We start from the raw sequence: 23636 nt of genomic DNA, 5'->3' as shown, positions 1-23636 counted from the left end.
AACATGAAAGATACAAGAAATGTCGCAGCCGTGGCTGCAAGTAAAGATGATGCAGTATTGCAATGGGTTACCTTTAAGTTAGACAACGAAACTTATGGTATTAATGTCATGCAAGTGCAAGAAGTGCTGCGTTACACCGAAATTGCTCCCGTACCTGGTGCACCACACTATGTTTTAGGGATTATCAATTTACGCGGTAATGTGGTTACTGTTATTGATACCCGCTCACGTTTTGGGTTGCAATCAGCGGAAGTGGATGATTCGACACGTATTGTGATCATCGAGGCAGAAAAGCAAGTTATTGGTATTTTGGTCGATAGTGTTGCTGAAGTCGTTTACTTACGCCGTTCTGAAATTGATAACGCGCCTAACGTTGGTACAGAAGAGAGTGCGAAGTTTATTCAAGGCGTCAGCAATCGTGATAATGAGTTGTTGATCTTAGTTGATTTAGACAAACTATTATCTGATGAAGAGTGGGCTGAGTTAAATCAACTCTAAATATTCATCGGAGGCGGCAGATAGTGTCTATCTGCCGCTTTGCTTTTTGTTATGCGAACGATTCATTTGGCTTTAATTTACTCTTTTAGTTTTAGAATGCCACTTGATGAGTCGGTGCTAATTTCAGCTGATTGTGATGCGTAGGGATGATGAATGGGCGATGAATTTTTAATCGCAGCCTTAGTTTATGTGATTGCGTGTTTAGGTTTAGTTCTTTACCTTCAGAAACAATTAAGTAAGTTGCGCAGTAAAGTTGAAGCGTTAACCGTATTAGTGAAAGAGGGCGATCGTCAGCGCGAGGGCTTTAAGCGTGAAATGCAGGAGCTTCGAAGCGGTACCATTGGTATGGGACGTCGTGTGATTGAGCTTGAAAAACGCTTACATCAACAATCTGAACGCATTGAAGAATCTACTCAACAGGATCCCCAAGCAAAGCTTTATACGCGTGCGATGAAGATGGTGGCCCTCGGAGCTGGTGTAGATGAGCTAATCAAAGAGTGTGAATTGCCTAAAGCTGAAGCTGAGTTGTTGATTCGTTTACACCGTAAATAGATGAGCAATTTAGGACGCACTTCGTGATTCTCGGCCACAGCAAAGTGCTGTTCTAGAACGCCACGTTGTGGCTCTAGGAGCTAGCCACTTTTGCTTTAAGCCTTATCAACAATCTTCTTATGCATATTGTTCCATTGTTCTGGGAATTTTCCGTCCAACATATACACAAATGCGATTAATTCGGCGATAAGCAGATACAGCTCTCTTGGAATTTCTTCGCCTAATTCAAGCAATCGAAGAAAGTTACTCAGGTGCGGATCTTGGTGAATATAAACGCCTGAGGCCTTTGCTAGAGCGATAATTTCGTCAGCGATTAGCCCTTCACCCGATGCGACTACTTTAGGCGCATGTTTTCCGTCATAACTCAAGGCAACAGCTTGCTGGGTTTTATATTCTTCCGCCATAGATAGACTCTTTAATTATGCTCTTGTTTTCACAAGAAAATGATCACCAGGCAGCAATGTTGCTGGAACTGGTGCTAATTGGGTGGATAATTCACCCGGTGTAAATCCTAATTGCGATAGTTTTTGTCCCAGTGGAGCCAAAAAGTTATCTACTCGGCGAAGTAATGACTGACTGTCACCTTTGAACTGAATATCTAGTACTTGTTGGTGAAAACGTGCCGATATCAGTAATGGACCCTGGGCGAGATTAAACTTCAATTGTAAATTCCAGCCTTTATGATGTTGCTGTTCATCGCTATCGGCTTCTCGCTCGAATTTACCTTCTAATTGTTCATGACGTTGATTAATCCCATAGGGAAGGGCAAAAAACCACACTAAATTACCATTATTTTCACTACTGGCTTGTTGATAAAGCTGTAGGCTTGAAGCTAGTTGTACCATGCTTTCTAAGCCGCCAGCTTTGCTAAATTGTCCTAGCTGATGGTTAGATAATCCGATTTTAGTTTGGAGTTGCTCTAAGTAATCAGCCAACTTAGCACTCATTTTACTATTGGCATTATTTGCCCTAAACCCCAATAACAACTGAAACAATGAGCTAATGGCTCCCGCATTCAATAGCATTGAGGCTTGAGCGAGCTGCGGCGTTGCTAAATTTAAGGTTGCGAGACCAAGGATGCTGTCTTTTAGTTCGTTTGGATCGCTTAATTGGCCTAAAGGATGTGGGCCTAGATGAGGCAAATGTTTTAACAGCTCGGCAGCTAAGTTTGTGCTAGCTCGAGAGACCATCTGCTCGATGGGGAGAGCACCGGCCTTGGTAAAGGCTTTTTGAAGCACTTGATTAACATTGATATTGGCTTCGTTGAGTTTATTTTGTTTGTCTGCACCTAACGAGTCTGATGGGGTTTTAAGATTTAGCTGTGTTTCATTACTGGACAAATTTTTGGTCATCGCTAACTCATTAGCGGGGACCTGTGGTTTGGTCGGTAAGCTGCTAAAGTCCGATTTTGCATGTTGACTTTGCAAAGCAGTTGACACCGTTACGGTATTTTTTACATCCGATGCGCTTGCATCTTTAGTCAGTGCCTTAGGTTCAGGAATAGCCGTTTTGGGATCAATTTGTTGATTGGTAGTTTGTCCTGTCGTCAGCTTTGCTTCAGTGGTGGATTGTAAATTGACGCTAATAGCAATCTTGGATGGTGAGTTTTTTACGGATGTCACTTCATCCGCAATAGAACCCGTTTGAGTCTGGGATATTTTTATGTCGGAAATTGATCCACCTTGGGTGCTAGACGTATTCACTTTTGCAGCAGTGCTATCCGTTTGGGGGACTAAGCCCTCAAGTTTCCGTAAAAAACTCGCAATAATCTGAACGGGTTCCATTTTGCTTATCACAACATGATTCGTTTGTTTATCAATAATGGGAAGCTGAGTTTCATTTATCGGAGCGCCAATTTGGATTTCGAGTTTGCTCAGTATTGGGGTCAACACTAAAATAGGTTTCCCTTGTAAAAGGGTAATTTTTGCTTGATATTCACCCGCATTAAGTCGTGTTCCTGGATCCTGTGGCACAACAGTTCCATTCGTAAATTGGAATTCTTTTGCAGTAACAATGACATTAGGGAGATGGTAGCCCTGTGGGCGGGCAGAGAGAGCGTATAATTTTGTCTCTGAAATCCCATTTTGTTGTGCAAGTAATGTGATCGCTTCTGGGAGCTTAAGGTTGACTGTCGAACCCAAGGCAATCAGTTGCGAGGTTTGGATCATAGCACTCGATTCAGAGGGGCTATTCACGACTTGATTGACTAAAAATTGACTAGCAATAATTAATGCTTGGCGCTGCTGAGCATTAACGAGCTTTAAATTATATTCTGTACCGTTTAGAATAATACTATCGCCTTCAGGAGATAGTTGGACTTCAGCGGGAATCGGACGCGCATTGGTGCTCAGGGCAGTGTTTTGAGTCCCTGAAGTGATTAATGGTGCGTTGGTAATCTGACTAAGTGGAATCGACTCCATACTAAACCTTTGTTGGAATAACTCGCGGTGCGTTATTTAAAAAATTAACAATTGACCAAACTGTTTTGCCAAGTATGCTTATGCGCTTTGTAAAGTCAGTGGCATTTTGTCTGTCATACTTAGTATACGACTCGGATGACTAATCTTTTATCGTCACTTGTTGATGGTCACTTTAACGAAAACTCGTGAACTCGGCAGTACATTTATTTAAGAGAGCAATATGAAGTTGAAATGGATAGGGGTACTTTTAGGCTTTGCATTACTGCCCAAGGTTTATGGCGCAGAGGTAGCCGTACCCGATAACACTCCAAAGGACGGGGCTTCAGCTGTAAAAATTACTTACGAAGATCCAAGAGATCCCTTTGAAGGGTTCAACCGCGCCATGTGGGACTTTAACTATCTGTTTCTCGATAGGTACCTATACCGGCCAGTTGCACATGGTTATAACGATTATATCCCGTTGCCTGCTAAAACAGGGATTAATAACTTTGTGCAAAACTTGGAAGAACCCAGCAGCGTGGTAAACAACTTATTGCAAGGCAAATGGGGTTGGGCGGCGAATGCGGGTGGTCGTTTTACGGTTAACACGACGATAGGGTTACTAGGCGTTATTGATGTGGCTGATATGATGGGAATGCCACGTAAGCAGGACGAGTTTAACGAAGTGTTGGGCTATTACGGTGTACCTAATGGTCCCTATTTTATGGCACCCTTTGCTGGTCCATATGTTGTTCGTGAACTCGCATCAGATTGGGTTGATGGTCTATACTTTCCACTATCTGAACTCACAGTGTGGCAATCCGTGGTTAAATGGGGCCTTAAAAGCTTACATGCTAGAGCCTCGGCAATTGACCAGGAAAGACTTGTTGATAATGCGCTCGATCCCTATGCCTTCGTGAAAGATGCGTACTTACAACACATGGACTATAAGGTCTATGATGGCAATGTTCCTCAAAAACAAGAAGATGATGAGCTACTCGACCAGTACATGCAGGAACTTGAGTAAGCTCATGCGCTAACTTGGCTGCAGGCATGAATATGCAGCCAAGCCCATGCCGTATAAATGATTCTTCCCATGTCATCATTGAATGATTGCTGTTGCAGTAAACGTTACGCGGGAATCTTTATGGCGTTAAATGGTGTTTCAATTCTGTGGGTTGAAGATGACCCAGTATTCAGGCAAATCGTTGCTACCTTTCTAAATGGTCGCGGTGCACAGGTAGTGCAGGCTGGCGATGGAGAGCAGGGGCTGATTCATTTCAAGCAACAACGTTTCGATATCATACTTGCCGATTTGAGTATGCCAAAGCTTGGTGGCTTAGATATGCTTAAGGAAATGAGCAGGTTAGAGCCATTAGTGCCTTCTATTGTTATTTCAGGTAACAATGTTATGGCGGATGTTGTCGAGGCGCTGCGCATCGGTGCGAGTGATTATTTGGTTAAACCTGTTGCCGATCTCTTTATTATCGAGCAAGCCATTCAACAAGGGCTGCAGCGAAATCACCCCGATGATATTACTCAGGCAGACTTTGATGCTTTATCTCACCAAGAGTTGAATGATAATTTAGCCTTATTAGAGCAAAGTGTTGAAGCGGCTAAGCAAGTTCAGCAGCAACTTTTCCCTGCTTCAAATATCAGTTATCCCGCCGCTAAAGTTGATTACAGCTTATTTAAAAGCAGTGATATCAGTAGCTACTTTATTGACTCAACAATGGTGGGCAGTGATCATTTGATTATGTATATGGCCCACCTCTATCCCGAAGACAATCGCGCGGCGTTTGCTTGTGTTTTGCTACGCAGTTTTGTCAACCAAAAGCTGAAAAGTTATCGAAGTGGTCAGAGTAAAACCATTATCGAGCCGTTCAATATGCTGAGCTACTTGAATGAGCGTTTGGTAAAGTCCGGTTTGGATATCACAGTAGATATTGTTTATGTCGCAATCGAACTAACTCGTTATCGTGCCGCCATTGCCCTAGCAGGCAAGGGACTGAGGTGCTATTTACGTAATGACAAAGGCTTAAGTCCATTGGCTATTTCAGAAAGTTTACCTCTAGGGGTATTAGATTGGGGTAAACCGAGTGTTCAGTTTCGAACGATTCTGCCGCAGGAGCAACTTTGTATCGCAACCAATGAGCCTGAACATAAGCAGCAGTTATTAGATAATCAATTTAAAGGATTAGTCTACAATTCAAACTTGCCTGCGGGTGGTTTTATTCAATTAAGTTTATAAGAAGATAAGGTGCTAGGAGGCAGCCAAAAGCGCTGCTAGAACGCCACTGCGTGGCTCGAGAAGCTAGACTCTAGCACCTAGAGCCTAGAACTTAGAACTTAGCACCTAGAACTTAGCACTTAGCACCTAGAACCCATATTCTAATTTGTCTGTGTGCGAAACATCCCATCTCTAAACTCAACGTGTTTTGGGAGCAAAGCAATAAAAAACGCTGCATTTCTGCAGCGTTTTTATCGAATATAGAATTATTCAGGATGGGTAGAAGCGTCCTATCAGGACGAAGCCCGATCTGCTTTTTCTCGCAGCTAAGTCACCTAGAGCAGCGCATTTGGCTGCGTCCTAGCTTCTAGCTGCGTTATCTTTTAATGGCTTCGTGTTCAGCGGTTACCGCAATTTCATCTTCTAATGCTTCGGCTTCATTGTGATGCTTGCTTTCCGCACCGTGCATCCAATCGACTAATTTGTCAGCCATAAAGTATAAGATCACACCAGAAAGTGCTGCGGTAATTGCAATACCCGAGAAAATAGCCATTGCATTGGCAAGTTGTTCTTCTTTTTCGCCGCCATGGCCAATAAAGGAACCCACCACACCACCAATTTTGTTAGCTGCAGCCACAAAGAGGAACCAAGAACCCATCATTAACGAAGCGATGCGTAGTGGAGCTAACTTAGTGACCATAGATAAACCAATAGGCGACAAGCAAAGTTCACCCATGGTATGGAAGAAATAAGCGCCAACCAACCACCACATGCTTGATTTAGCTGTAGCGTCACCGCCCATTTCGACAACGGCACCGATCATAAATAAGAAGCCAACGGCTAACAGCACTAAGCCTAAAGCAAACTTAACAGGCGAATTAGGTTCATTCTTACCTAAACGTACCCAAATTGAGGCTACAACAGGGGCAAAAATCACGATAAACATCGCGTTTAATGATTGGAACCAAGTGGTTGGAACTTCCCAAGTGCCGATCATACGGTCGGTAAAGTCGTTAGTGAACAGGTTCATCAGGCCGCCAGCTTGCTCAAAGCCAGCCCAGAAAATGATGGTAAATAGGCCCATTACCATGATGACTTTAATGCGGTCACGTTCAACTTTAGTGAGTGGCTCTTTACGAACTTCACCTTTTTCTGCCGCTTTTTGCTTTTCAAGCTTAGCTGCGGGAGTTCTACCTATATCACCGAGTAACTTTTGCGCAAACACAAGTTGGATGATCAATGACAGGATCATACCAATACCGGCACAGATAAAGCCGGCTTGGAAATTGCCATCATAAGCGGCAACCACAGAACCTACGATAATACCAGAGAGGAAAGCACCAACGTTGATCCCCATGTAGAAAATGGTGAAAGCCCCGTCGCGGCGGTGGTCACCTTCTTCGTACAGGTCGCCCACCATAGTAGAAATATTCGGTTTAAACAGGCCGTTACCTAAGATTAACGTGCCTAAGCCGACGTAGAATACTTCGGTTTCCATCCCAGGTACCCACGCATGGGGCGTACCTAAAATAAATTGACCAGCCGCCATTAAAGTACCGCCAATCATAATGGCACGGCGTTGGCCTAGAAAGGTATCGGCTAACCAACCACCTAGAAGTGGGGTCAAATAAACAAGGCCAGTGAAGGTGCCATATAACGAAATGGCATCGGCTTGGCTCCAACCTAAACCGTGTCCACCTTCGCTTTGCACTTTATCAACTAAGTACAGTACCAAAATGGCACGCATTGCATAATAACTAAAACGTTCCCAGAGTTCTGTTGTAAACAGTAGGAACAGACCTTTGGGATGGCCAAGCATTGTCCCTTGTGGTTTTGCTACGCTCATGAAGTTTCCACCTTAAGCTCGTGATTGCCTGTGGCGCCCCTGAAACAGGATGATGTCACCACAGAAAAATGATTGTTGCTCTTCTCATTTATCTTGAGTCAATTCGATATTTAGCTCTAGCTTAAAAGCATGAGTAAATTGTTGAATTGCTGAGATTTAAGTATGAGTTATTGTTACGTTCTTATAATAAAAGTAATATTTTAAGCGCTAATTAGGATATTTTCGCTAAAATTCCCACCTTATATACCCTTTAAAAGTCACTAAAGTCAATTTTGACTTGCTAACTGGTGAGATTATCTGCAACTCGCCGCCAAATATTGATTTATGTTGATTTTCCTAATATATCGGTACTTTGTTTAGATACCGAACAGCAAGGGTTTTAAGGCAAAAAACTGCTTCCATCCGTCTTGACAACTTTGTTATGATTGCGACCCGTGAATGGACGTCACTTAACATAGGGTAGTGAGATTAATCGATGAAGGCATGGTACCTTTTGTACTGTAAACCTCGTAGTGAAGCGAGGGCACAACAAAATTTAGCTCTTCAAAATTTAGAGACATATTTACCAATGGTCTCTGAAGAAAAATCTCAACGCGGTCAGAAGCGGATCTGTCGTGTGCCTTTATTTCCAAATTATTTGTTTATCAATTTTGACCCAAGCCAAACTAGCGTTAAGCAGGTCCACTCTACTCGCGGTGTGAGTCGTATTGTCAATTGTCAGGAAAGAATGACACCCATTGATGACCGAGTCATTCACGCTATTCGCATGAAAGAATTAACGCCTTCCCAATCTGTTTTAGACAGCGAATTTGAACTAAAAACAGGGGAAAAAATCCGCTTTAAAGACGGTCCATTTGTTGATTTAGAAGGTATTTTTCAAGAAAAATGCCCAAACAAACGTTGCCATGTTTTATTTAATATTATGGGGCAGATCAACACCTTATCTGTACCAGAACACTCAGTTGAACGAGTGTGATTTGTTAATGAGTTCACTTTGCTAAGTAGGATCTTTGCTTAGAGACGTGTAGGACATTTGCTATAGATTGAGTTTTTTGATTTTAAGCAATATTAAGCCGGAATAAAAAATTTATTTTATTTCAGTGTTTTACATGATTTATTTGTTTTTACATTGTTTATCAAAACAGGTTTTGCACAATAAGTAACCAAAAACAATTTATGTGCCCGTTTATTAAACAAGCAATGTAGTGGTTTAGCAGTACAATTTGCGACTCATTTAAGTCGCCAAAACCTGTTTGTACAACTAAAGTTTTACTTGGTTTTTATGTTGTAGCAGTATGAGGTTTTAGATTTTCGCTAAGTATTGGCCTTTGGTTTATTGAATCACATAGAGTACTTGATGTGTTAATCGTAAACTTTAATGGCTTTAGACTTTAATGACTTTAGATTGATGGTAGGTAAAATCTCGTCATCCTAAAATCTTTAACCTTTTGAAAAATTAGAATATTCGCAGCGCGAAGGGCAATATAGAGGCCGCAATCTATGGGCGGTAGCGTGTCTGAAAGAAAAGAAGGACGTTGCTTCGCAACTGATAGGACGCAGCAAAGAGCGCTGCTCTAGGACCTAGGCCCTAGAATCTAGAATCTAGAAGGAGCGTAGCGACGCTCTGCTGTATCATTGTTTTCCATCTTTAACCCAATCGGAGATATCTGGTGTTACAACAAATCAAAAAATTCATCATAGTGGGTTTAAGTGCCACGATATTGATGGGCACTCAGGCGCAAGCCGTTACGCCCTCTCCGCAGATGATTGAACAATTCAAGCAATTACCTAAGTCAGAGCAAGAACGTTTAGCTCGCCAGTACGGTATCGATCCGTCAATGATCACGGGAGCCTCGGCGACCTCGACGGTTATTGAAAACCCTGTTGTGGTTACCCCACGTGCAGCAACAAATAATGTGGTTGATCAATCTGAAGACGATAAGCTTAATCAGGCAACTAAAACTGAAGCGAAAGTTGAAGCAATTGAAGATAAAAAAGAAAATCAACTCAAGCGTTTCGGGTATGATCTTTTTGCGGGCTCACCTAGTACCTTTGCCCCCGTTTCAGATGTGCCAGTGCCTGCCGAATATATGATGGGTCCTGGTGATACCTTAAACGTGCAACTTTTTGGCAAAGAAAACAATCAGTTTACATTAACTGTTGGCCGCGATGGTGCAGTGCAATTCCCGAATCTGGGCCCAATTTCACTGGTCGGGTTAACCTTTGCTGAAACACGTGAGTTATTACAACAAAAAATCAGCCAAAGCATGATAGGTATTGAGTCCAATATCACTATGGGTGAATTGCGTTCAATCCGAATTTTTGTGGCAGGTGACGCATACAAACCAGGTTCTTACACCGTATCGAGTCTATCAACGATTACTCAAGCCTTGTTTATCTCCGGCGGTGTAAACCAAATCGGTAGTTTGCGTGATATTCAACTAAAGCGCTCCGGTAAAACTATTGGCCGTTTAGACTTGTATGATTTATTGCTCCGCGGCGATGCTTCGGGTGATATGCGCTTGCAATCTGGCGATGTGGTTTTTATTCCATCAGCGGGCGGTAACGTTAGCGTGATTGGTGAAGTGCGTCGCCCTGCGATTTACGAGCTTAAAAATAACGAGACCATGGCAGATGTGATTAACATGGCCAGTGGCTTAAATCCTGGTGCTTATCCTAAAGCCAGTACTATTGAGCGCTATAGTCGTGACGCGGTAAAAACTGTTGTTACCGTTGATTTAACTGAAAACTCTGGCCTAAGCACGCTGGCTAAAAATGGCGATCTACTCAATGTACGCTCAGCCTCAAGCCGTATTGATAATGCTATCACCCTTGCTGGTGCGGTAATTCGCCCTGGTAAATATCAATGGACTAACGGCTTAACCGTTGCCGACTTATTGCCTTCAATTTGGGGGGATTTAACCATCTCCGCCGACTTGGATTACAGCTTACTCGTTCGAGAAATCAACCAACGGGGTGATATTGAAGTCGAGCGCATTAATCTAGGTCGAGCCATTGGTGAGCCAAAATCACATTACAATCCTAAGCTAAAGCCTCGTGATTCCGTGATTGTATTTGACTATGCCGATCGTGAAGAGTTGCTTAAACCCATTATTAAAAAGCTAAAAGAGCAAAGCCGTTTTGGTGATGCAGCCAAACTGGTCAATATCAATGGTAATGTTCGTTTCCCTGGGCAGTATCCAATAACGGTTAATGCCGATGTTAAAGAATTACTCATTGCAGCTGGTGGACTAGAAGAAGGCGCATACACCTTATCTGCGGAATTGACTCGCCAACAAGTGTCTGAGCAAAATGGGGTTAAAGTTGAGCATGTGCAGTTGAGCTTAGATCGCGTGATGCAAAATGATCCTGCTGCCAATATCAAATTGCAAAGCCGTGACATCTTAACGGTACGTACGTTGCCTGACTGGCAAGAAACTCGCTGGGTGACTATCAAGGGAGAAGTTAAATTCCCAGGTACTTACAGTATCCAGCGCGGCGAAACCTTAAAACAGGTGTTGGCTCGTGCCGGTGGCATGACGCATGATGCTGCACCTCGCAGTGCAGTCTTTTTACGTAAATCTATTCAACAAAAAGAACAGCAAGAGCTTTCAAAACTTGCTGACGAATTGCGCCGTGAGATAGCCGCAAAAGCCTTGACTAAAGATACTCCAACGGTGGGGTATAACGATGCACAAATGATGTTAAATCAGTTGGAAAATGTGAAAACTGTTGGCCGCTTAGTGGTTGATATTAATGCTATTGAATTAGGCATCGAAAGTGCCAATTTGATGTTAGAAGACGCCGATGCTCTTTATATTCCGGCAACTAATCAAACCGTATCAGTTATGGGCCAAGTACAACACCCAAGTACTCATCGCTTTAAACCGGGTTTAACCTATGAGCAGTATTTGGCCTTATCTGGTGGCCCGCGTAAACGTGCTGATGAATCACGTACTTACATACTAAAAGCGGATGGTTCAGTACAAGTGCCAGAATCTTCAATGTGGTTTACTGGTGGCAGCTCAATGGAGCCAGGCGACACAATCGTCGTGCCATTAGATACTGAATACAAAGATAACCTCACGCTATGGACGCAAGTGACTGGCATTATCTACAACACCGCTGTGGCTGTAGCCGCAATATCGGGGATTTAAGAGATAGAACGCAGGCCATAGGCCCTAGAATCTAGGACGGCCTTTGGCCTCTAGGACGCTTCGCTCTAGAACGCCACTGCGTGGCTCTTGAATCTAGAAGTCGCGTAGCGACCCTCTGCTTTTCCTCGATTCTCGCGACTGAAAGGAGCTCTCATGCGATTCGAACAACTGGATGTTTGGAAACGAGCTTCGAGATTATCTTGTCAAATATATCAAGTGACAGAATCAGTAAGTAATTGGGGTTTTAAAGATCAAATAACCCGTTCAGGATTATCTGTCCCTTCAAATATTGCTGAGGGTGAAGAGCGTGAAACACTAAAAGATCAAATTCGCTTTTTGTACTATGCCAAAGGCTCTTTAGGAGAGCTAGTCACCCAACTTTATATAGGTATTGAAGTTGGATATTTGGCAAAGGAACCCACGTTGCTTATGGTTCAAGAAGCAAAAGAATTAGCCAAAATCTTAGGTGCAATTATCAAACAAAAGCAAAGTAAGAGTAAAAGCTAAGAAGAACGCAGCAAAGAGCACTGCTCTAGAATGGCCTTCGGCCTCTAGAACGCCACTACGTGGCTTTAGAATCTAGAAGTAGCGAAGCGACGCTCTGCTCTTCCTATAAGGGCGCAGCCCGCTCTGCTTTAAGCTTTTTTCCTTTATAGAAGCGCAGCGCTCTCGCCGCGCAGCGTACTAGAATCTAGAATCTGAAGAACCAATGAATACACAAATTACTCAAAATCCAAATACATACCAATCCGACGCCAGGTTTCCTCAAGTGCAAGACGACGAAATCGATCTTCGTGAGCTTTTTGCCGTCATCTGGCAAGGCAAATGGCTCATTATTGCCATAACCGCTGTTTTTGCGATTGCCTCTGTTGGCTTAGCACTTTATTTACCCAATATCTATAAATCCGAAGCTTTGTTGGCGCCAGCATCAGAGGAGCAGGGTGGTGGCTTAAGTGCCTTGGCATCGCAGTTTGGTGGTTTAGCCAGCCTTGCTGGGGTTAACCTCGGCGGTAAAGGCGGTACTGATAAAACCCAGCTTGCGATCGAAGTATTAAAATCCCGCCAATTTACCAGTGAGTTTATTCAAAAGCACAACATACTTGCTGATTTAATGGCCGCAAAAAAATGGGATAGGGATACGGATAAAATTATTTATGACTCTGAGCTATATAACGAGCAAACCAATACTTGGGTGCGCGATGTCGAACCTCCATTTAAGCCTGAACCGTCAATGCAAGAGGCCTATAAAGAATTCAGTAAGATTTTTGTAGCAAATAAAGATAAAGAATCTGGCATGGTGACCATTTCAGTAGATCATTTATCGCCAACCGTTGCCCAGCAATGGGCTACTTGGTTAATCCAAGATATTAATAAAGTGATGAAAGATCGCGATGTCGCTGAAGCACACCGCAGTACTGAGTTTTTAAATCAACAAATAGCCTTAACCAATGTCGCCGATATTAAAACCGTACTTTACAAATTGATTGAAGAGCAGGCAAAAACCATCATGTTTGCCGAAGTTCGCGATGAATACGTATTTAAAACTATCGATCCCGCATTAGCGCCTGAAGAAAAGGCCAAACCCAAACGTGCATTAATTTGCGTTTTAGGCACCATGCTCGGCGGTATGTTGGGGGTGATGTTAGTGCTGGTAAGGCATTTTATGAGAAAAGAGCAAAACTAGAATCTAGAACGGCCTTCGGCCTCTAGGAGGCAGCAAAAAGCGCTGCTAGGACGCTCGCAAGCTCGCTCTAGGACCTAGAATCTATAACCGCATGCTCTAAGCCCTATCAACAATAAGATAAATTCATAATGGCTTCGAACGATTTACTGCCTTACATTAAACAACTCGCCGAGCAAAATTCTGACATTTCTGCTGTTTGGTTGTATGGTTCACGAGCGCAAGGGCGAGCTAGGCAAGATAGCGATTATGACTTAGCTATTGCGTTTAATGATTTTTCGCTCGATGCCTTAGCACGTTATGTGCGCCCACATAGTTTGGCGCTCGATTGGGCTGGCAAATTACAGTTGCCGGAGCAGCAAGTCTCTTTGGTAGATATTAACCAAGCCCCAATCTATTTGGCGTATCAAATTATCGACACTGGACAGCTAATTTATAGCGATGGTAGCGCTAGAGCGTGGCAAGAAATATCGCGTATCAATAGCTTATTTGAATACCAGCAGCGTGAGGCAAAAGAATGAATAATGAGCAAGCTGCGGGGTTGCAGTTGTACTTAACTGAAGCAACCAAACATAAACAAGATTATTGCCAACAGCTTGATGAATTACGTCACGATTTATCACAAGGTGAACTACGTCGACGTGATTATTTGGCGATTGAACGTTTATTGCAAGTTTTAACCGAGCTATGCATCGGTTTAGCTAAGCATTGTTTAAAGAAATACCAACTTAATGCCGCTGCTGATGCTTACCAGACGTTTAGTCAATTGCATCAGCATGGATTTATCACTGCAGATGAATTAGCCCAATGGCGGCAGATCATCGGGATGCGTAATGGCTTGGTACACGATTATTTAAACATCGATGTGAATATCATCCGCTTAATAGTGGCGCAAGGCCGCTATCAAACCCTAAGCGGATTTTGCGATAAAGCAACAGATTTTTTACGAGGGTGTTAGGTTTTAAATTTGCTTTTCGTTGCCTATTGGGACAGTTTTTAGAAAAACACTAAAACCTAGGCTTAACGTGGGATGGCAAAGATACTGCTGTCTCAAAATGGATGAAAAGTGTCTCAGCTTGGTTTGGAAGTCTGAGATAAAAATGTGAAAAATTTCTATTTTTAAAAAGGAAGTTCCTGATGATGTTTGATCTAGCAAATGCCAAAGTAGGCATTATTGGCTTAGGTTATGTTGGTTTGCCACTAGCAGTAGAGTTTGGTAAGCAACGTAAAACAATTGGTTTCGATATTAACCAAGAACGTATTGATGAGTTGTGCAAGGGAATCGATAATACGCTGGAATGTTCTGAGAGTGAATTAACAGAAGCGAAGCATTTAGTTTACACATCGTCAATTGATGTACTCCGAGAGTGCAATGTATTCATTGTGACAGTACCTACACCGGTAGACCAACATAAAAAGCCTGATTTAACACCTTTGATTAAAGCATCTGAGTCATTGGGGAAGGTTGTTTCTGCTGGGGATGTTGTAATCTATGAATCTACTGTTTATCCAGGTGCAACAGAGGAGGATTGTATTCCCGTAGTCGAAAAAGTATCTGGTTTAAAGTTTAATAAAGATTTTTTTGCTGGCTATTCACCAGAAAGAATTAACCCTGGTGATAAAATTCATCGCGTAACTAATATTCTAAAAGTAACTAGTGGTTCAACACCTGAGGTGGCTGATTTCGTAGATGCTTTATATAAGTCTATTATTACTGCTGGAACACATAAAGCTTCTTCCATTAGAGTAGCCGAAGCGTCTAAGGTAATCGAAAATACTCAGCGCGACGTTAATATTGCTTTAATCAATGAGTTGCATCAAGTTTTTAATCGCTTAAATATTAATACGCGTGAAGTTATTGAGGCAGCTAGTACAAAATGGAACTTTATGAAATTAACTCCAGGTTTGGTTGGTGGGCATTGTATTGGTGTTGATCCATATTATCTATTGCATAAATCACAATCGGTAGGTTACATTCCAGATTTAATCCGTCATGCGCGTGAGATTAACGATAGCATGAGTGACTATCTGGCCAAAGATTTTTTAATGAGCCTCATTAAACGCAAGATAAATCCTTTAGAATGTCGCGTTGGGTTATTTGGTTTTACTTTTAAAGCAAACTGTCCAGATATTAGAAATACTAAAGTTTTTGATCTGTATAATGCTTTAGTTAATTCAGGGTTTAAAGTCACTATCTACGACCCTTGGGCGTCGCTTGAAGAAGTTAAAGTCGAGTATGGAATCGATATTAAACAGCATATTGATAATGACTTTGACGTTGGATTTTTAGCCGTAGGGCATGATGAGTTTCTCAAAGAATTTGAGCGTTTTAAAGATAAATATATTTACGATTTTCAAGGTATAGTAAAATAGTTAATATGACGGAATCCTTATGGCTTATTACTCTGAAGAAGAGCTGTTAGAACTGGGTTTTAAATATATAGGAAAAAACGTCAAAATAAGTAAATTGGCGAGTATTTATAATCCGGAAAAAATTTCACTTGATGATAATTCAAGAATTGATGATTTTTGTATTGTCTCTGGGAATGTCACTATTGGTAAACATGTTCATATTACCCCTATGTGCCTAATTGCTGGCGGTGAACCCGGGGTAACATTGCATGATTTTGCAACTCTTGCATATGGTGTTAAGGTGTTTTCACAGTCAGATGACTATTCTGGGGCTACTATGGTCAATTCATTAGTACCCAAACAATTTAAGAATGAAATCTTCGCAAACGTAACAATTCATAGGCACTGCATCGTAGGTACTAATAGCGTAATTATGCCTGGTGTTGAATTGGCTGAAGGATGTTCTGTAGGCGCTATGACTTTGGTAAACAAGAGTACAGCTCCTTGGGGAATATATCTTGGTACGCCCGCCAGAAGAGTTAAAGAGCGTAAGAAAAACTTATTAGAGCTCGAGCAACAATTTTTGAGACTTCCCAAATGATTCCATTTAATAAACCTCCTTACACTAAGAACGAAGAAAAGTACGTGCTTGACGCAATGTCTAGCCAAAAGATTTCTGGTGATGGATTGTATTCAAAAAAATGTCACACCTGGTTTGAAGAAAAATTGAATTGTGCCAAAGTGTTACTCACTCCAAACTGTACTCAAGCATTGGAAATGGCAGCTATTTTAATAGATGTACAACCAGGTGATGAGATAATAATGCCATCTTTTACCTTTGTGAGTACAGCTAACGCATTTGTTCTTCGGGGAGCCAAAATCATCTTTGTCGATATTATTCCCGGTACTATGAATATGGATGAATACTTGGTTGAGAAGGCTATCACTTCAAAAACCAAAGCAATCGTACCAGTTCACTATGCAGGAATGTGTTGTGATATGCATAAGATTATGTCTATCGCTAATAGACATAACTTGTTTGTGATTGAAGATGCCGCGCAAGCCATGATGTCGAGCTTTAACGGAAAATCTCTCGGAACTTTTGGCCATCTTGCTGCATTTAGTTTTCATGAAACCAAGAATTACACTAGCGGTGGTGAAGGTGGTCTACTGATTATTAATGACGATAATTTTCTTGAGCGTGCTGAAATTATTCGTGAGAAAGGTACTAATAGAAGTAAGTTTTTCCGTGGTGCGGTAGACAAATACTCTTGGGTAGATCTTGGTAGCAGTTATTTACCATGCGACATCCAGGCTGCTTATCTCTGGGGGCAATTAGAATTTGCCGACAATATCCTAGCTGATCGATTGGCAACGTGGGAGAGATATAACCAAGGATTAGCTGATCTTGCATCCAAAGGAATGATCGAGCTACCTCAGATTCCTGTAGGGTGTCATCATAACGGCCATATGTACTACATCAAGGTTAAAGATCTTGAAGAAAGGCAGGCGCTGATTTCTTATCTTGCTGAACACAAGATTATGGCTGTATTCCATTATATTCCTCTGCATTCATCTTTTGCTGGTCTAAACTACGGTGAATTTTCTGGTGAAGAAGTACACACTACCAAAGAAAGTGAGCGACTGATGCGATTGCCACTATTTTATGGGTTATCCAGTGATGAGGCTGACTATATCATCAAAAGTATTATCAATTTTTTTGATGCAAAATAGTTATAATGATTAAAAATCTGCTCTCCGTTTACGGTGTTCAAATCTATTCAGTTGTCATCACTATACTATTTACACCTGTTTTATTAACTTTGGTGGGAGCTGATGGTTTTGGACTAATTGGATTCTTTTTAGTTATTCAAACCGTATTACAAATACTCGACGGTGGCATAAGTGGTAGCTTGTCACGGCAGGCTGCCATCAGTTCACAAAATCAAAGCTGTTTTAGTCAATTCAGACGAAATCTTAAACACTTGCAACTGATATTGACCTGTATATGCTTTTTGATTATCGCAATTGCTGTACTGATGTATCGTAATGCGCTGTTTACTGGGTGGTTCGATTCTAGCTTAGCCGCAACAACTGTTAACTACTGTGTATTGCTTATGATAGCGATAATCTGTGTTAAATATGTCGGATTAGTGGCACGAAGTGTCATCATTGGCTTCGAGAAGCATAAAGCGATCAGCGCAATCAACCTGCTTATAGCGACGTTACGATATCCCGGCGCTGTCATGTTATTAAGTTATGTTGAAAACAATGTTAGCCTGTATTTTGAATTTCAACTTGGTGTCATGATAGCCGAGCTAGTCATGTTGTTTGGTTGTTCAATGAGATATTTGAACAAAGTCAGTATGCATTCTGAAGAAACAAACTCAAAGGTGAATTTTGAATTATCACTTCGGGAGTTGGTTCGGTTTTCAGGCGTATTATGGCTTTTATCACTGACTTGGGTTCTTCTGAGTCAAATTGATAAACTGACATTATCTTCGACAATTAGTTTATCCAATTTCGGTATTTATACATTGGCGGTCACAGCCTCAGGTGCGATGCTGACACTTGGAGTGCCTCTTAATCAACTTTTGATGCCAAGGCTGACCAAATTAGCTCAAAAAAATGCAAAATCAGATTTTGCTCGCCTGTTAACTCTAGCCTTTTACTCCTATGTAACTGTATTTTTATCAATCACAATGCTGTTTGGTTTGGCTGGCAAACAGTTATTGTATGTGTGGACAGGCGAGTTGGCAGCATCAACGTCGTCCTATCAGTATTTGGCATTGTTGGCTGCAGGTAATTTTTTTGCTGGATTAACAAATTTCGCATTCCTTATCAGTTACTCAAAGAATACATTAAAATCTTATAGTCAGCGCTATGTACTGTTTGGTGCGATTGCGATACCTTGTTCTTCTGGAATGGCTTATTTTTTCCATGAAGATGGTGCTGCAACTTTTTGGTTGTTTCAAAATGCATTATTTTTTACCATTTATTCGATTCGGTTGATAAAAAAATATCTTTATCAGGTGAAACATTTTTTTGTATATTTATTATTACCACTTCTACTGGTTAATTACCTATCATTTAAATTTGTGTCATCGACTCATTTATACAAATCAGATATCAGATTCGATAACGCATTAGCGCTTGCTCTAATGATTGGCTTCTCGCTTGTCGGTAATATACTGATTTATTTTAAGTTTGTTAAAAAGTTAATTAATAAGTTTAACCATGAATGCTAAGAAATATAAATATATAATTATGACTCCATCTTATAATGAAATTAATGGGGGGGTTGTTGTTCTTCATAAACTTTGTCATATATTAAATGAGATTGGCGAAGTAGCATATCTTTTTCCTTATCGAGATAACTATTTAATAAATTCAAATGAAATTTATTCAAGCTTTTATCGTGCAGCAAAAAGTTATCTTAAGATTTTACTTCATGGATTCAAAATAAACGATAGTTTGAATACACCTATAATTGAGGCTATCCCAGAAGACATTGATAGTAATAATTGGGTCGTGATTTATCCTGAAGTAGTATTAGGTAACCCTCTAGGGGCTAGAAATGTTGTGCGTTGGTTGTTGCATCAACCTGGCTTTCATAGTGGTAATGTACTATATGGACAGGGCGAGCTTTACTTTAAGTTCAACTCCGCAATTTATGATTTTCACCTACAGGGTTCGACAACCTCATCTGCAGAGCTAAAGGTTATTCATTACCCCCTTGAGCATTATAATCAGATAGGAGTAGCTCAGCAAAGATCCGGTACTGCTTATTGTATTCGTAAAGGACGGGGTAAACCTTTAGTCCATGATCTACAAGATTCGATTTTAATTGATGGTATGTCACATGCAGACACAGCAAAGGTGTTGAAGTCAGTCAAGCGTTTTATTTCTTATGATACATTAACCGCATACTCTATTTTTGCTGTTTTGTGTGGCTGTGAATCTGTCGTTATTCCCGATGAAGGTGTCACGAAAGAGCAATGGTATCCTAATGTAGAAGATAGATATGGGATTGCATATGGTTTAGGGCAGAGTGAATTGTCTAAAGCAAGTGAAACCAGACACTTAGTTCTTGATAGAGTTTTGAAGCATACAGAACAAAGTATGATTGCTGTTAAACAATGCTTAGTGGAGATAAAACAGTACTTTGGGTGACTGTTCAATTATTATCATTCAAGATATGTTTAATCAAAAAATATTATTAATAGGACATTAGTCATTGATTGCTGTAGTTATATTATTTTGTATTTTATCACTTTATTTCTATAAAAATAAAAGTGTGATTACGGCGTCATCCTTAATTTTTGTATACTTAATTTCTTTAATTCTCGGTCTAAGAGGAGAATTTTCAGGTGTAGATACACACGGATATATTGAATTTTATAAAAATCTGCTCATTAGGCCCAGTGATTTTTTTCAGCAATTCGAGTTTGGTTTTTATTATTTTTCTTTGGTCACAACTGTATTTAATAGTTATGAAGCATATATATTTATCATAACAGCTATTCAGCTGGTTTTAATGTATGCTTCTATAAAGCTACTTGGTTGTCGTAATTCAATATTACCTTTGATGATGTATGTTGCGTTTGTGCCAGGGTTAGATATGTTGACAAATGGAATCCGAGGTGGCCTAGCATTATCTATAGCATGTTTTTGTATAGTTTTTTCGTTACGTTTTAATATATTAAACCGAATTAGTGCGATTGTAGCCTGTTCTATTCATTATTCAATTCTTATCGTACTTTTTGTACAGTTTATATCGTGTTTTAAAATAAAATATAAATTATTGGTAAAATTAAATTTATTAGTTTTTTTGTTTTTTTTGTTTTGGCGAGTTATGGATGTCAGTCAATTCTTGGCTATTTTAGACAGTTATACAAAGGGGTATTCAGTATTTAGTAAGTTTGTTAGATATATGGTTATTGATAAACAATTGATGGATGAAAGTGTGAAACTCTACTTTATGGCTGTATCAACCTTACTGAGTTTAATTATTTTATATCTATCTAGAACGATTCAAAATATTGAAGATGATAATGTTTTTATTAGATTATTTTATATAAGTACACTTTTGTCATTGCTATACGCTGCAGTATCTTTCAGCGAGTATGCTTACAGATTTATGTTCTTAGCTTATCCTTTTCAAATTTTATTAATAGTGTACTTATCTGAAAAAACTAAAAGTACTGTTAGAACTCAGTGCTTGCTATATGTTTTGGTGTTGATCATGACTATGATTACATACACAACGAGAACATATAATTCATTTGAATTTTTTCAAGTGTTCTAGTCTGGTGTTTTTTGAAATATATGTTGCAATTCTTACTTATTCAAACATTGGAAATACTATAGCTATTTTCGATAGTGTTAATTTAGATTCTCTAAATTTTGTGTCCTACAATATAGTACAAATGTAAATTGGGGTGTTGCATTGTGAAGCAAAAATTTTTTAATTTGTGAAAATAACGTTAACCCTATCATTGACCATTACGTGTTGTACTAATATATCGATAACAATTATGGTGCTGAATATTTTTCTTGCGGATGATGCTTTTTGTCAGCATGGTATCCATTTTATCCGGCAATGAATTTAGTCCTTAATGATACCCAATATTTTTTGTAAAGGTGTTGGTTATTCGATGCGTTTAACTGTGGACTGATAGAAATTTATTGAATTAAGGGCATTTTCATATGAGTGTTTTTCTGTTTATGCAGATGAAACGCTTATGGTCTTTTTTATTGTAGGCTATGGATTTAAGTTTTGGATGGACAATCCAAATTAAATCTTTTTTGTTTTTGGTATAACCATTTTTATTGATATCGCTGTTATGTCATCTTAAAAAACTCAAAGTTTTAAGTTAATAAAACTATGTCAATTGGTTTAATTTTCTTGGTATTTTAAAAATATTCTACTAATACAATTTTAAGTTTAAGTATTTAAGTTAGCGTGTTTTAGTCTTCAGCCTCAAACTCAAAGGTGTTATCTTGAAAGAAAAAACATTTTCAGTTTCATTTTTAACGTATGGCAATAGGTTGTCTTATTTGTTAGTTGCCTTAGAAAAGGTTTTAGTTCAAGATTTTGAAAAAATATATATATTTGCTAATGGGTTAGATGCTGAAGTATTAAGTTCTTTGTATAAATGGTGTGAAGGGAAAAGAGTAATAATATTAGAGAGTGATTCTAATCTCGGTTCCGCTGGTGGATATAAACGTCTTATCAAATATATTGCAGATAATGATTCTTCAGATTTTGTTTTGCTTTTTGGATGATGATAATGCACTGGAGCCAGATTTTGTTGACAAGGCTAGGGGCTTAACGTATTCAGATAATGTATTATATTATTTTCACCGACCAGACAGAGTTTTACCATACAAGTCATACTATGAATCTAAACCAAGCTTATTACTAGGGCCTATTAATAATTTCTTAGGTAGAAGTGTTTTTCTTGGTACCTATGAAGATTTATCTTATGATGGTGATTTGTTAGCTGCTCCCTATGGAGGGCTTTTATTATCTCGCTCATCTCTAGAATGTAATCTATTTCCAAACGAGTCTTTTTACTTGTATGCCGATGATTATGATTATACTTTTAGGTTAGTAATGCAAAAAAAGTTTAAGATATTGTATACCGAAGTTTCTTTGATTCATGACTTAGAACGAAGTTTTCATTTGGTTGGAAAGAGATCAAGAATATATTCTTTTTTTCAAAATCGATATTTAAAAGCTAATAAGTTGCAATTATATCATTCGGTTAGGAATCAAATTTTTTTCTCCTTGCAAAATGGCAATTCGACAACATTTTTTATTGTTAATATGATTTTGTTCTATCCTATATTTTTTTTACAATTTATTTTCAATTTTGATTTTAAAAGATTATCTTGGTTTAATAGTGCTATTTATTCTGGGTTTAAAATGTTCAAAAGTGAAAAAATAAAGAGGAATAACTTTGAAAATTAATCTTGTAGTGGCCCTTTATCGAGATAGTTATTTCTATGACGTTTATGGAGCCGCAGTTAGGGACTTGCAGTTTTTATTTGAATTGTCAAATATTAAAGATATTGAAATTACAGTTTTAAACAAACCTGTTTCAATTTATGAAAGATTTTTATTAAAAAAGTTTCCTAAAAAAGAAGTCAACTATGGTAACATTAAGACGGTAGACTACACATCTTATGATTTAGTTGGTCCACTAAAGAGAAGAGGTTGGTTTCATAAGGTTTACCCAGATTTCTTAGGGCTTCAATTAAAGTGTTTGCATAAAGACGACTGTTGTAATGTTTTTTTAGATTTTCTACCCATCGGTAGCCCTGATAAAAAGTCTTTAGAGGGTTGGATCTACTGGTATGATTTTATTGATAACTTTATGAAGCACAATAGGTTTACAGTCGAACAAAAGTTTTTAGTTGATATCAAGTATCAATTTGTTTTAAAGAATGCTGATTTTGTTACTGCTGTAAGCAATGATTGCTTAGCTAATTTATATTCAAATATAAAATTACCTTTTTCTTATAAAGTCGTATCTAATAAATTATTTGATTTTGATGGCTCTTATAGAGGGAAGGTTGATAGTGCGATAAGTAATGGGAATCGATTAGTTAAAAACTCAGAACAAAAGTATGATTTTGGTTTTATTGGCTTCATAACAGATAAGTTTGATGTTGGTTTTATAGAAAAACTGCCAAGTGAATATTCTGTTGTTTTATATGGTTCAGTTCTAGATGCTGCTATTTCGAAGAGGCTCAGTAGTTTTGAAAATGTAAGGTTAATGGGTGAGTTTAGTTTTACTGAAATACCATACATAATGAATACATTCAAAGTTGGTCTTTTACCTTATGTTGTATCTAAATCTCATGATGGTTCACCTCTTAAGCTTTATGAATATATACGCTATCTCAAGCCTGT

Annotated in this window: 22 protein-coding genes; 19 read left to right on the top strand and 3 right to left on the bottom strand. The window is 39.4% G+C overall.

The genetic code is table 11. The features are described 5' to 3' along the window. The first annotated feature begins 3 nt into the window (after positions 1 to 3). Positions 4 to 498 carry a chemotaxis protein CheW gene (locus SHEWPOL2_RS00105; RefSeq protein WP_011073088.1) on the top strand — a complete coding sequence of 165 codons (495 nt, stop codon included), beginning with the start codon at positions 4 to 6 and terminating at the stop codon, positions 496 to 498. A gap of 153 nt (positions 499 to 651) precedes the next feature. Further along, a complete protein-coding gene (locus SHEWPOL2_RS00100; protein WP_037420401.1) occupies positions 652 to 1050 on the top strand; it encodes a DUF2802 domain-containing protein in 399 nt (132 codons plus the stop codon). A 95-nt stretch (positions 1051 to 1145) separates the two neighbouring features. Here SHEWPOL2_RS00100 and SHEWPOL2_RS00095 read toward each other — a convergent pair whose 3' ends face one another. Together SHEWPOL2_RS00095 and SHEWPOL2_RS00090 are read right to left on the bottom strand one after the other, a co-directional pair. Then, positions 1146 to 1454, bottom strand: coding sequence for an EscU/YscU/HrcU family type III secretion system export apparatus switch protein (locus SHEWPOL2_RS00095; protein WP_037420403.1), 309 nt, complete (start codon positions 1452 to 1454; stop codon positions 1146 to 1148). A 15-nt stretch (positions 1455 to 1469) separates the two neighbouring features. Then, the gene (locus SHEWPOL2_RS00090) at positions 1470 to 3470 is read right to left on the bottom strand and encodes a flagellar hook-length control protein FliK (RefSeq protein WP_037424739.1); all 2001 of its coding nucleotides are present in this window, start codon (positions 3468 to 3470) and stop codon (positions 1470 to 1472) included. 220 nt (positions 3471 to 3690) lie between these two features. Here SHEWPOL2_RS00090 and SHEWPOL2_RS00085 point away from each other — a divergent pair, with 220 nt between their 5' ends. Both SHEWPOL2_RS00085 and SHEWPOL2_RS00080 read left to right on the top strand, forming a co-directional pair. Then, a complete protein-coding gene (locus tag SHEWPOL2_RS00085; protein ID WP_037424736.1) occupies positions 3691 to 4476 on the top strand; it encodes a VacJ family lipoprotein in 786 nt (261 codons plus the stop codon). A 120-nt stretch (positions 4477 to 4596) separates the two neighbouring features. Then, the gene (locus tag SHEWPOL2_RS00080; protein ID WP_037424734.1) at positions 4597 to 5700 is read left to right on the top strand and encodes a response regulator; all 1104 of its coding nucleotides are present in this window, start codon (positions 4597 to 4599) and stop codon (positions 5698 to 5700) included. Positions 5701 to 6055: 355 nt separating this feature from the next. On the opposite strand, the gene SHEWPOL2_RS00075 is transcribed toward SHEWPOL2_RS00080, so the two are convergent. Then, entirely contained in the window at positions 6056 to 7525 is a 1470-nt protein-coding gene (locus tag SHEWPOL2_RS00075; protein WP_037424728.1) for a peptide MFS transporter, read from the bottom strand. Between the two features lie 475 nt (positions 7526 to 8000). On the opposite strand from SHEWPOL2_RS00075, the gene rfaH reads away from it, so the two are divergent. From rfaH to SHEWPOL2_RS22240, 15 genes are all read left to right on the top strand, one after another. Next, on the top strand, positions 8001 to 8501 hold the full coding sequence (gene rfaH / locus SHEWPOL2_RS00070) for a transcription/translation regulatory transformer protein RfaH (protein ID WP_037424726.1): 501 nt from the start codon (positions 8001 to 8003) through the stop codon (positions 8499 to 8501). Positions 8502 to 9195: 694 nt separating this feature from the next. Then, positions 9196 to 11682, top strand: coding sequence for an SLBB domain-containing protein (locus SHEWPOL2_RS00065; RefSeq protein ID WP_037424722.1), 2487 nt, complete (start codon positions 9196 to 9198; stop codon positions 11680 to 11682). Between the two features lie 153 nt (positions 11683 to 11835). Next, the gene (locus tag SHEWPOL2_RS00060; protein ID WP_037424719.1) at positions 11836 to 12189 is read left to right on the top strand and encodes a four helix bundle protein; all 354 of its coding nucleotides are present in this window, start codon (positions 11836 to 11838) and stop codon (positions 12187 to 12189) included. Between the two features lie 202 nt (positions 12190 to 12391). Then, the gene (locus SHEWPOL2_RS00055; RefSeq protein ID WP_037424716.1) at positions 12392 to 13366 is read left to right on the top strand and encodes a Wzz/FepE/Etk N-terminal domain-containing protein; all 975 of its coding nucleotides are present in this window, start codon (positions 12392 to 12394) and stop codon (positions 13364 to 13366) included. 128 nt (positions 13367 to 13494) lie between these two features. After that, on the top strand, positions 13495 to 13884 hold the full coding sequence (locus tag SHEWPOL2_RS00050; RefSeq protein WP_037424713.1) for a nucleotidyltransferase domain-containing protein: 390 nt from the start codon (positions 13495 to 13497) through the stop codon (positions 13882 to 13884). Further along, complete coding sequence (locus SHEWPOL2_RS00045) at positions 13881 to 14321, top strand: DUF86 domain-containing protein (RefSeq protein ID WP_037424711.1); 441 nt, start codon at positions 13881 to 13883, stop codon at positions 14319 to 14321. Before SHEWPOL2_RS00050 ends, SHEWPOL2_RS00045 begins: the two co-directional genes overlap by 4 nt. Before the next feature lie 179 nt (positions 14322 to 14500). Then, the gene (locus SHEWPOL2_RS00040) at positions 14501 to 15736 is read left to right on the top strand and encodes a nucleotide sugar dehydrogenase (protein ID WP_037424708.1); all 1236 of its coding nucleotides are present in this window, start codon (positions 14501 to 14503) and stop codon (positions 15734 to 15736) included. Positions 15737 to 15755: 19 nt separating this feature from the next. Next, positions 15756 to 16316 carry an acyltransferase gene (locus SHEWPOL2_RS00035; RefSeq protein ID WP_037424705.1) on the top strand — a complete coding sequence of 187 codons (561 nt, stop codon included), beginning with the start codon at positions 15756 to 15758 and terminating at the stop codon, positions 16314 to 16316. Next, entirely contained in the window at positions 16313 to 17449 is a 1137-nt protein-coding gene (rffA, locus tag SHEWPOL2_RS00030) for a dTDP-4-amino-4,6-dideoxygalactose transaminase (protein ID WP_037424702.1), read from the top strand. Before SHEWPOL2_RS00035 ends, rffA begins: the two co-directional genes overlap by 4 nt. 5 nt (positions 17450 to 17454) lie before the next feature. After that, positions 17455 to 18963, top strand: coding sequence for an oligosaccharide flippase family protein (locus tag SHEWPOL2_RS00025; protein ID WP_037424699.1), 1509 nt, complete (start codon positions 17455 to 17457; stop codon positions 18961 to 18963). Then, positions 18953 to 19888, top strand: coding sequence for a hypothetical protein (locus tag SHEWPOL2_RS00020; RefSeq protein WP_050991282.1), 936 nt, complete (start codon positions 18953 to 18955; stop codon positions 19886 to 19888). The genes SHEWPOL2_RS00025 and SHEWPOL2_RS00020 overlap by 11 nt, the downstream gene beginning before the upstream one ends. 64 nt (positions 19889 to 19952) lie before the next feature. Further along, positions 19953 to 21023 (top strand): EpsG family protein, encoded by a 1071-nt coding sequence (locus SHEWPOL2_RS00015; protein ID WP_037424696.1) that lies wholly within the window; start codon positions 19953 to 19955, stop codon positions 21021 to 21023. A 695-nt stretch (positions 21024 to 21718) separates the two neighbouring features. Continuing rightward, positions 21719 to 22003: a hypothetical protein gene (locus tag SHEWPOL2_RS22790; protein WP_157173860.1), complete on the top strand. Its 285-nt coding sequence runs from the start codon at positions 21719 to 21721 to the stop codon at positions 22001 to 22003. Then, on the top strand, positions 21996 to 22691 hold the full coding sequence (locus tag SHEWPOL2_RS00010) for a hypothetical protein (RefSeq protein ID WP_157173859.1): 696 nt from the start codon (positions 21996 to 21998) through the stop codon (positions 22689 to 22691). Before SHEWPOL2_RS22790 ends, SHEWPOL2_RS00010 begins: the two co-directional genes overlap by 8 nt. After that, a partial coding sequence (locus SHEWPOL2_RS22240) for a hypothetical protein (protein ID WP_083848282.1) occupies positions 22681 to 23636 on the top strand: 956 nt, incomplete at its 3' end. The genes SHEWPOL2_RS00010 and SHEWPOL2_RS22240, both read left to right, overlap by 11 nt.

Origin of the sequence: Shewanella sp. POL2 (assembly GCF_000282755.1) — a bacterium.
GTDB classification, from domain to species: Bacteria; Pseudomonadota; Gammaproteobacteria; order Enterobacterales; family Shewanellaceae; genus Shewanella; species Shewanella xiamenensis.
This window is presented reverse-complemented; position numbering and strand designations above follow the sequence as displayed.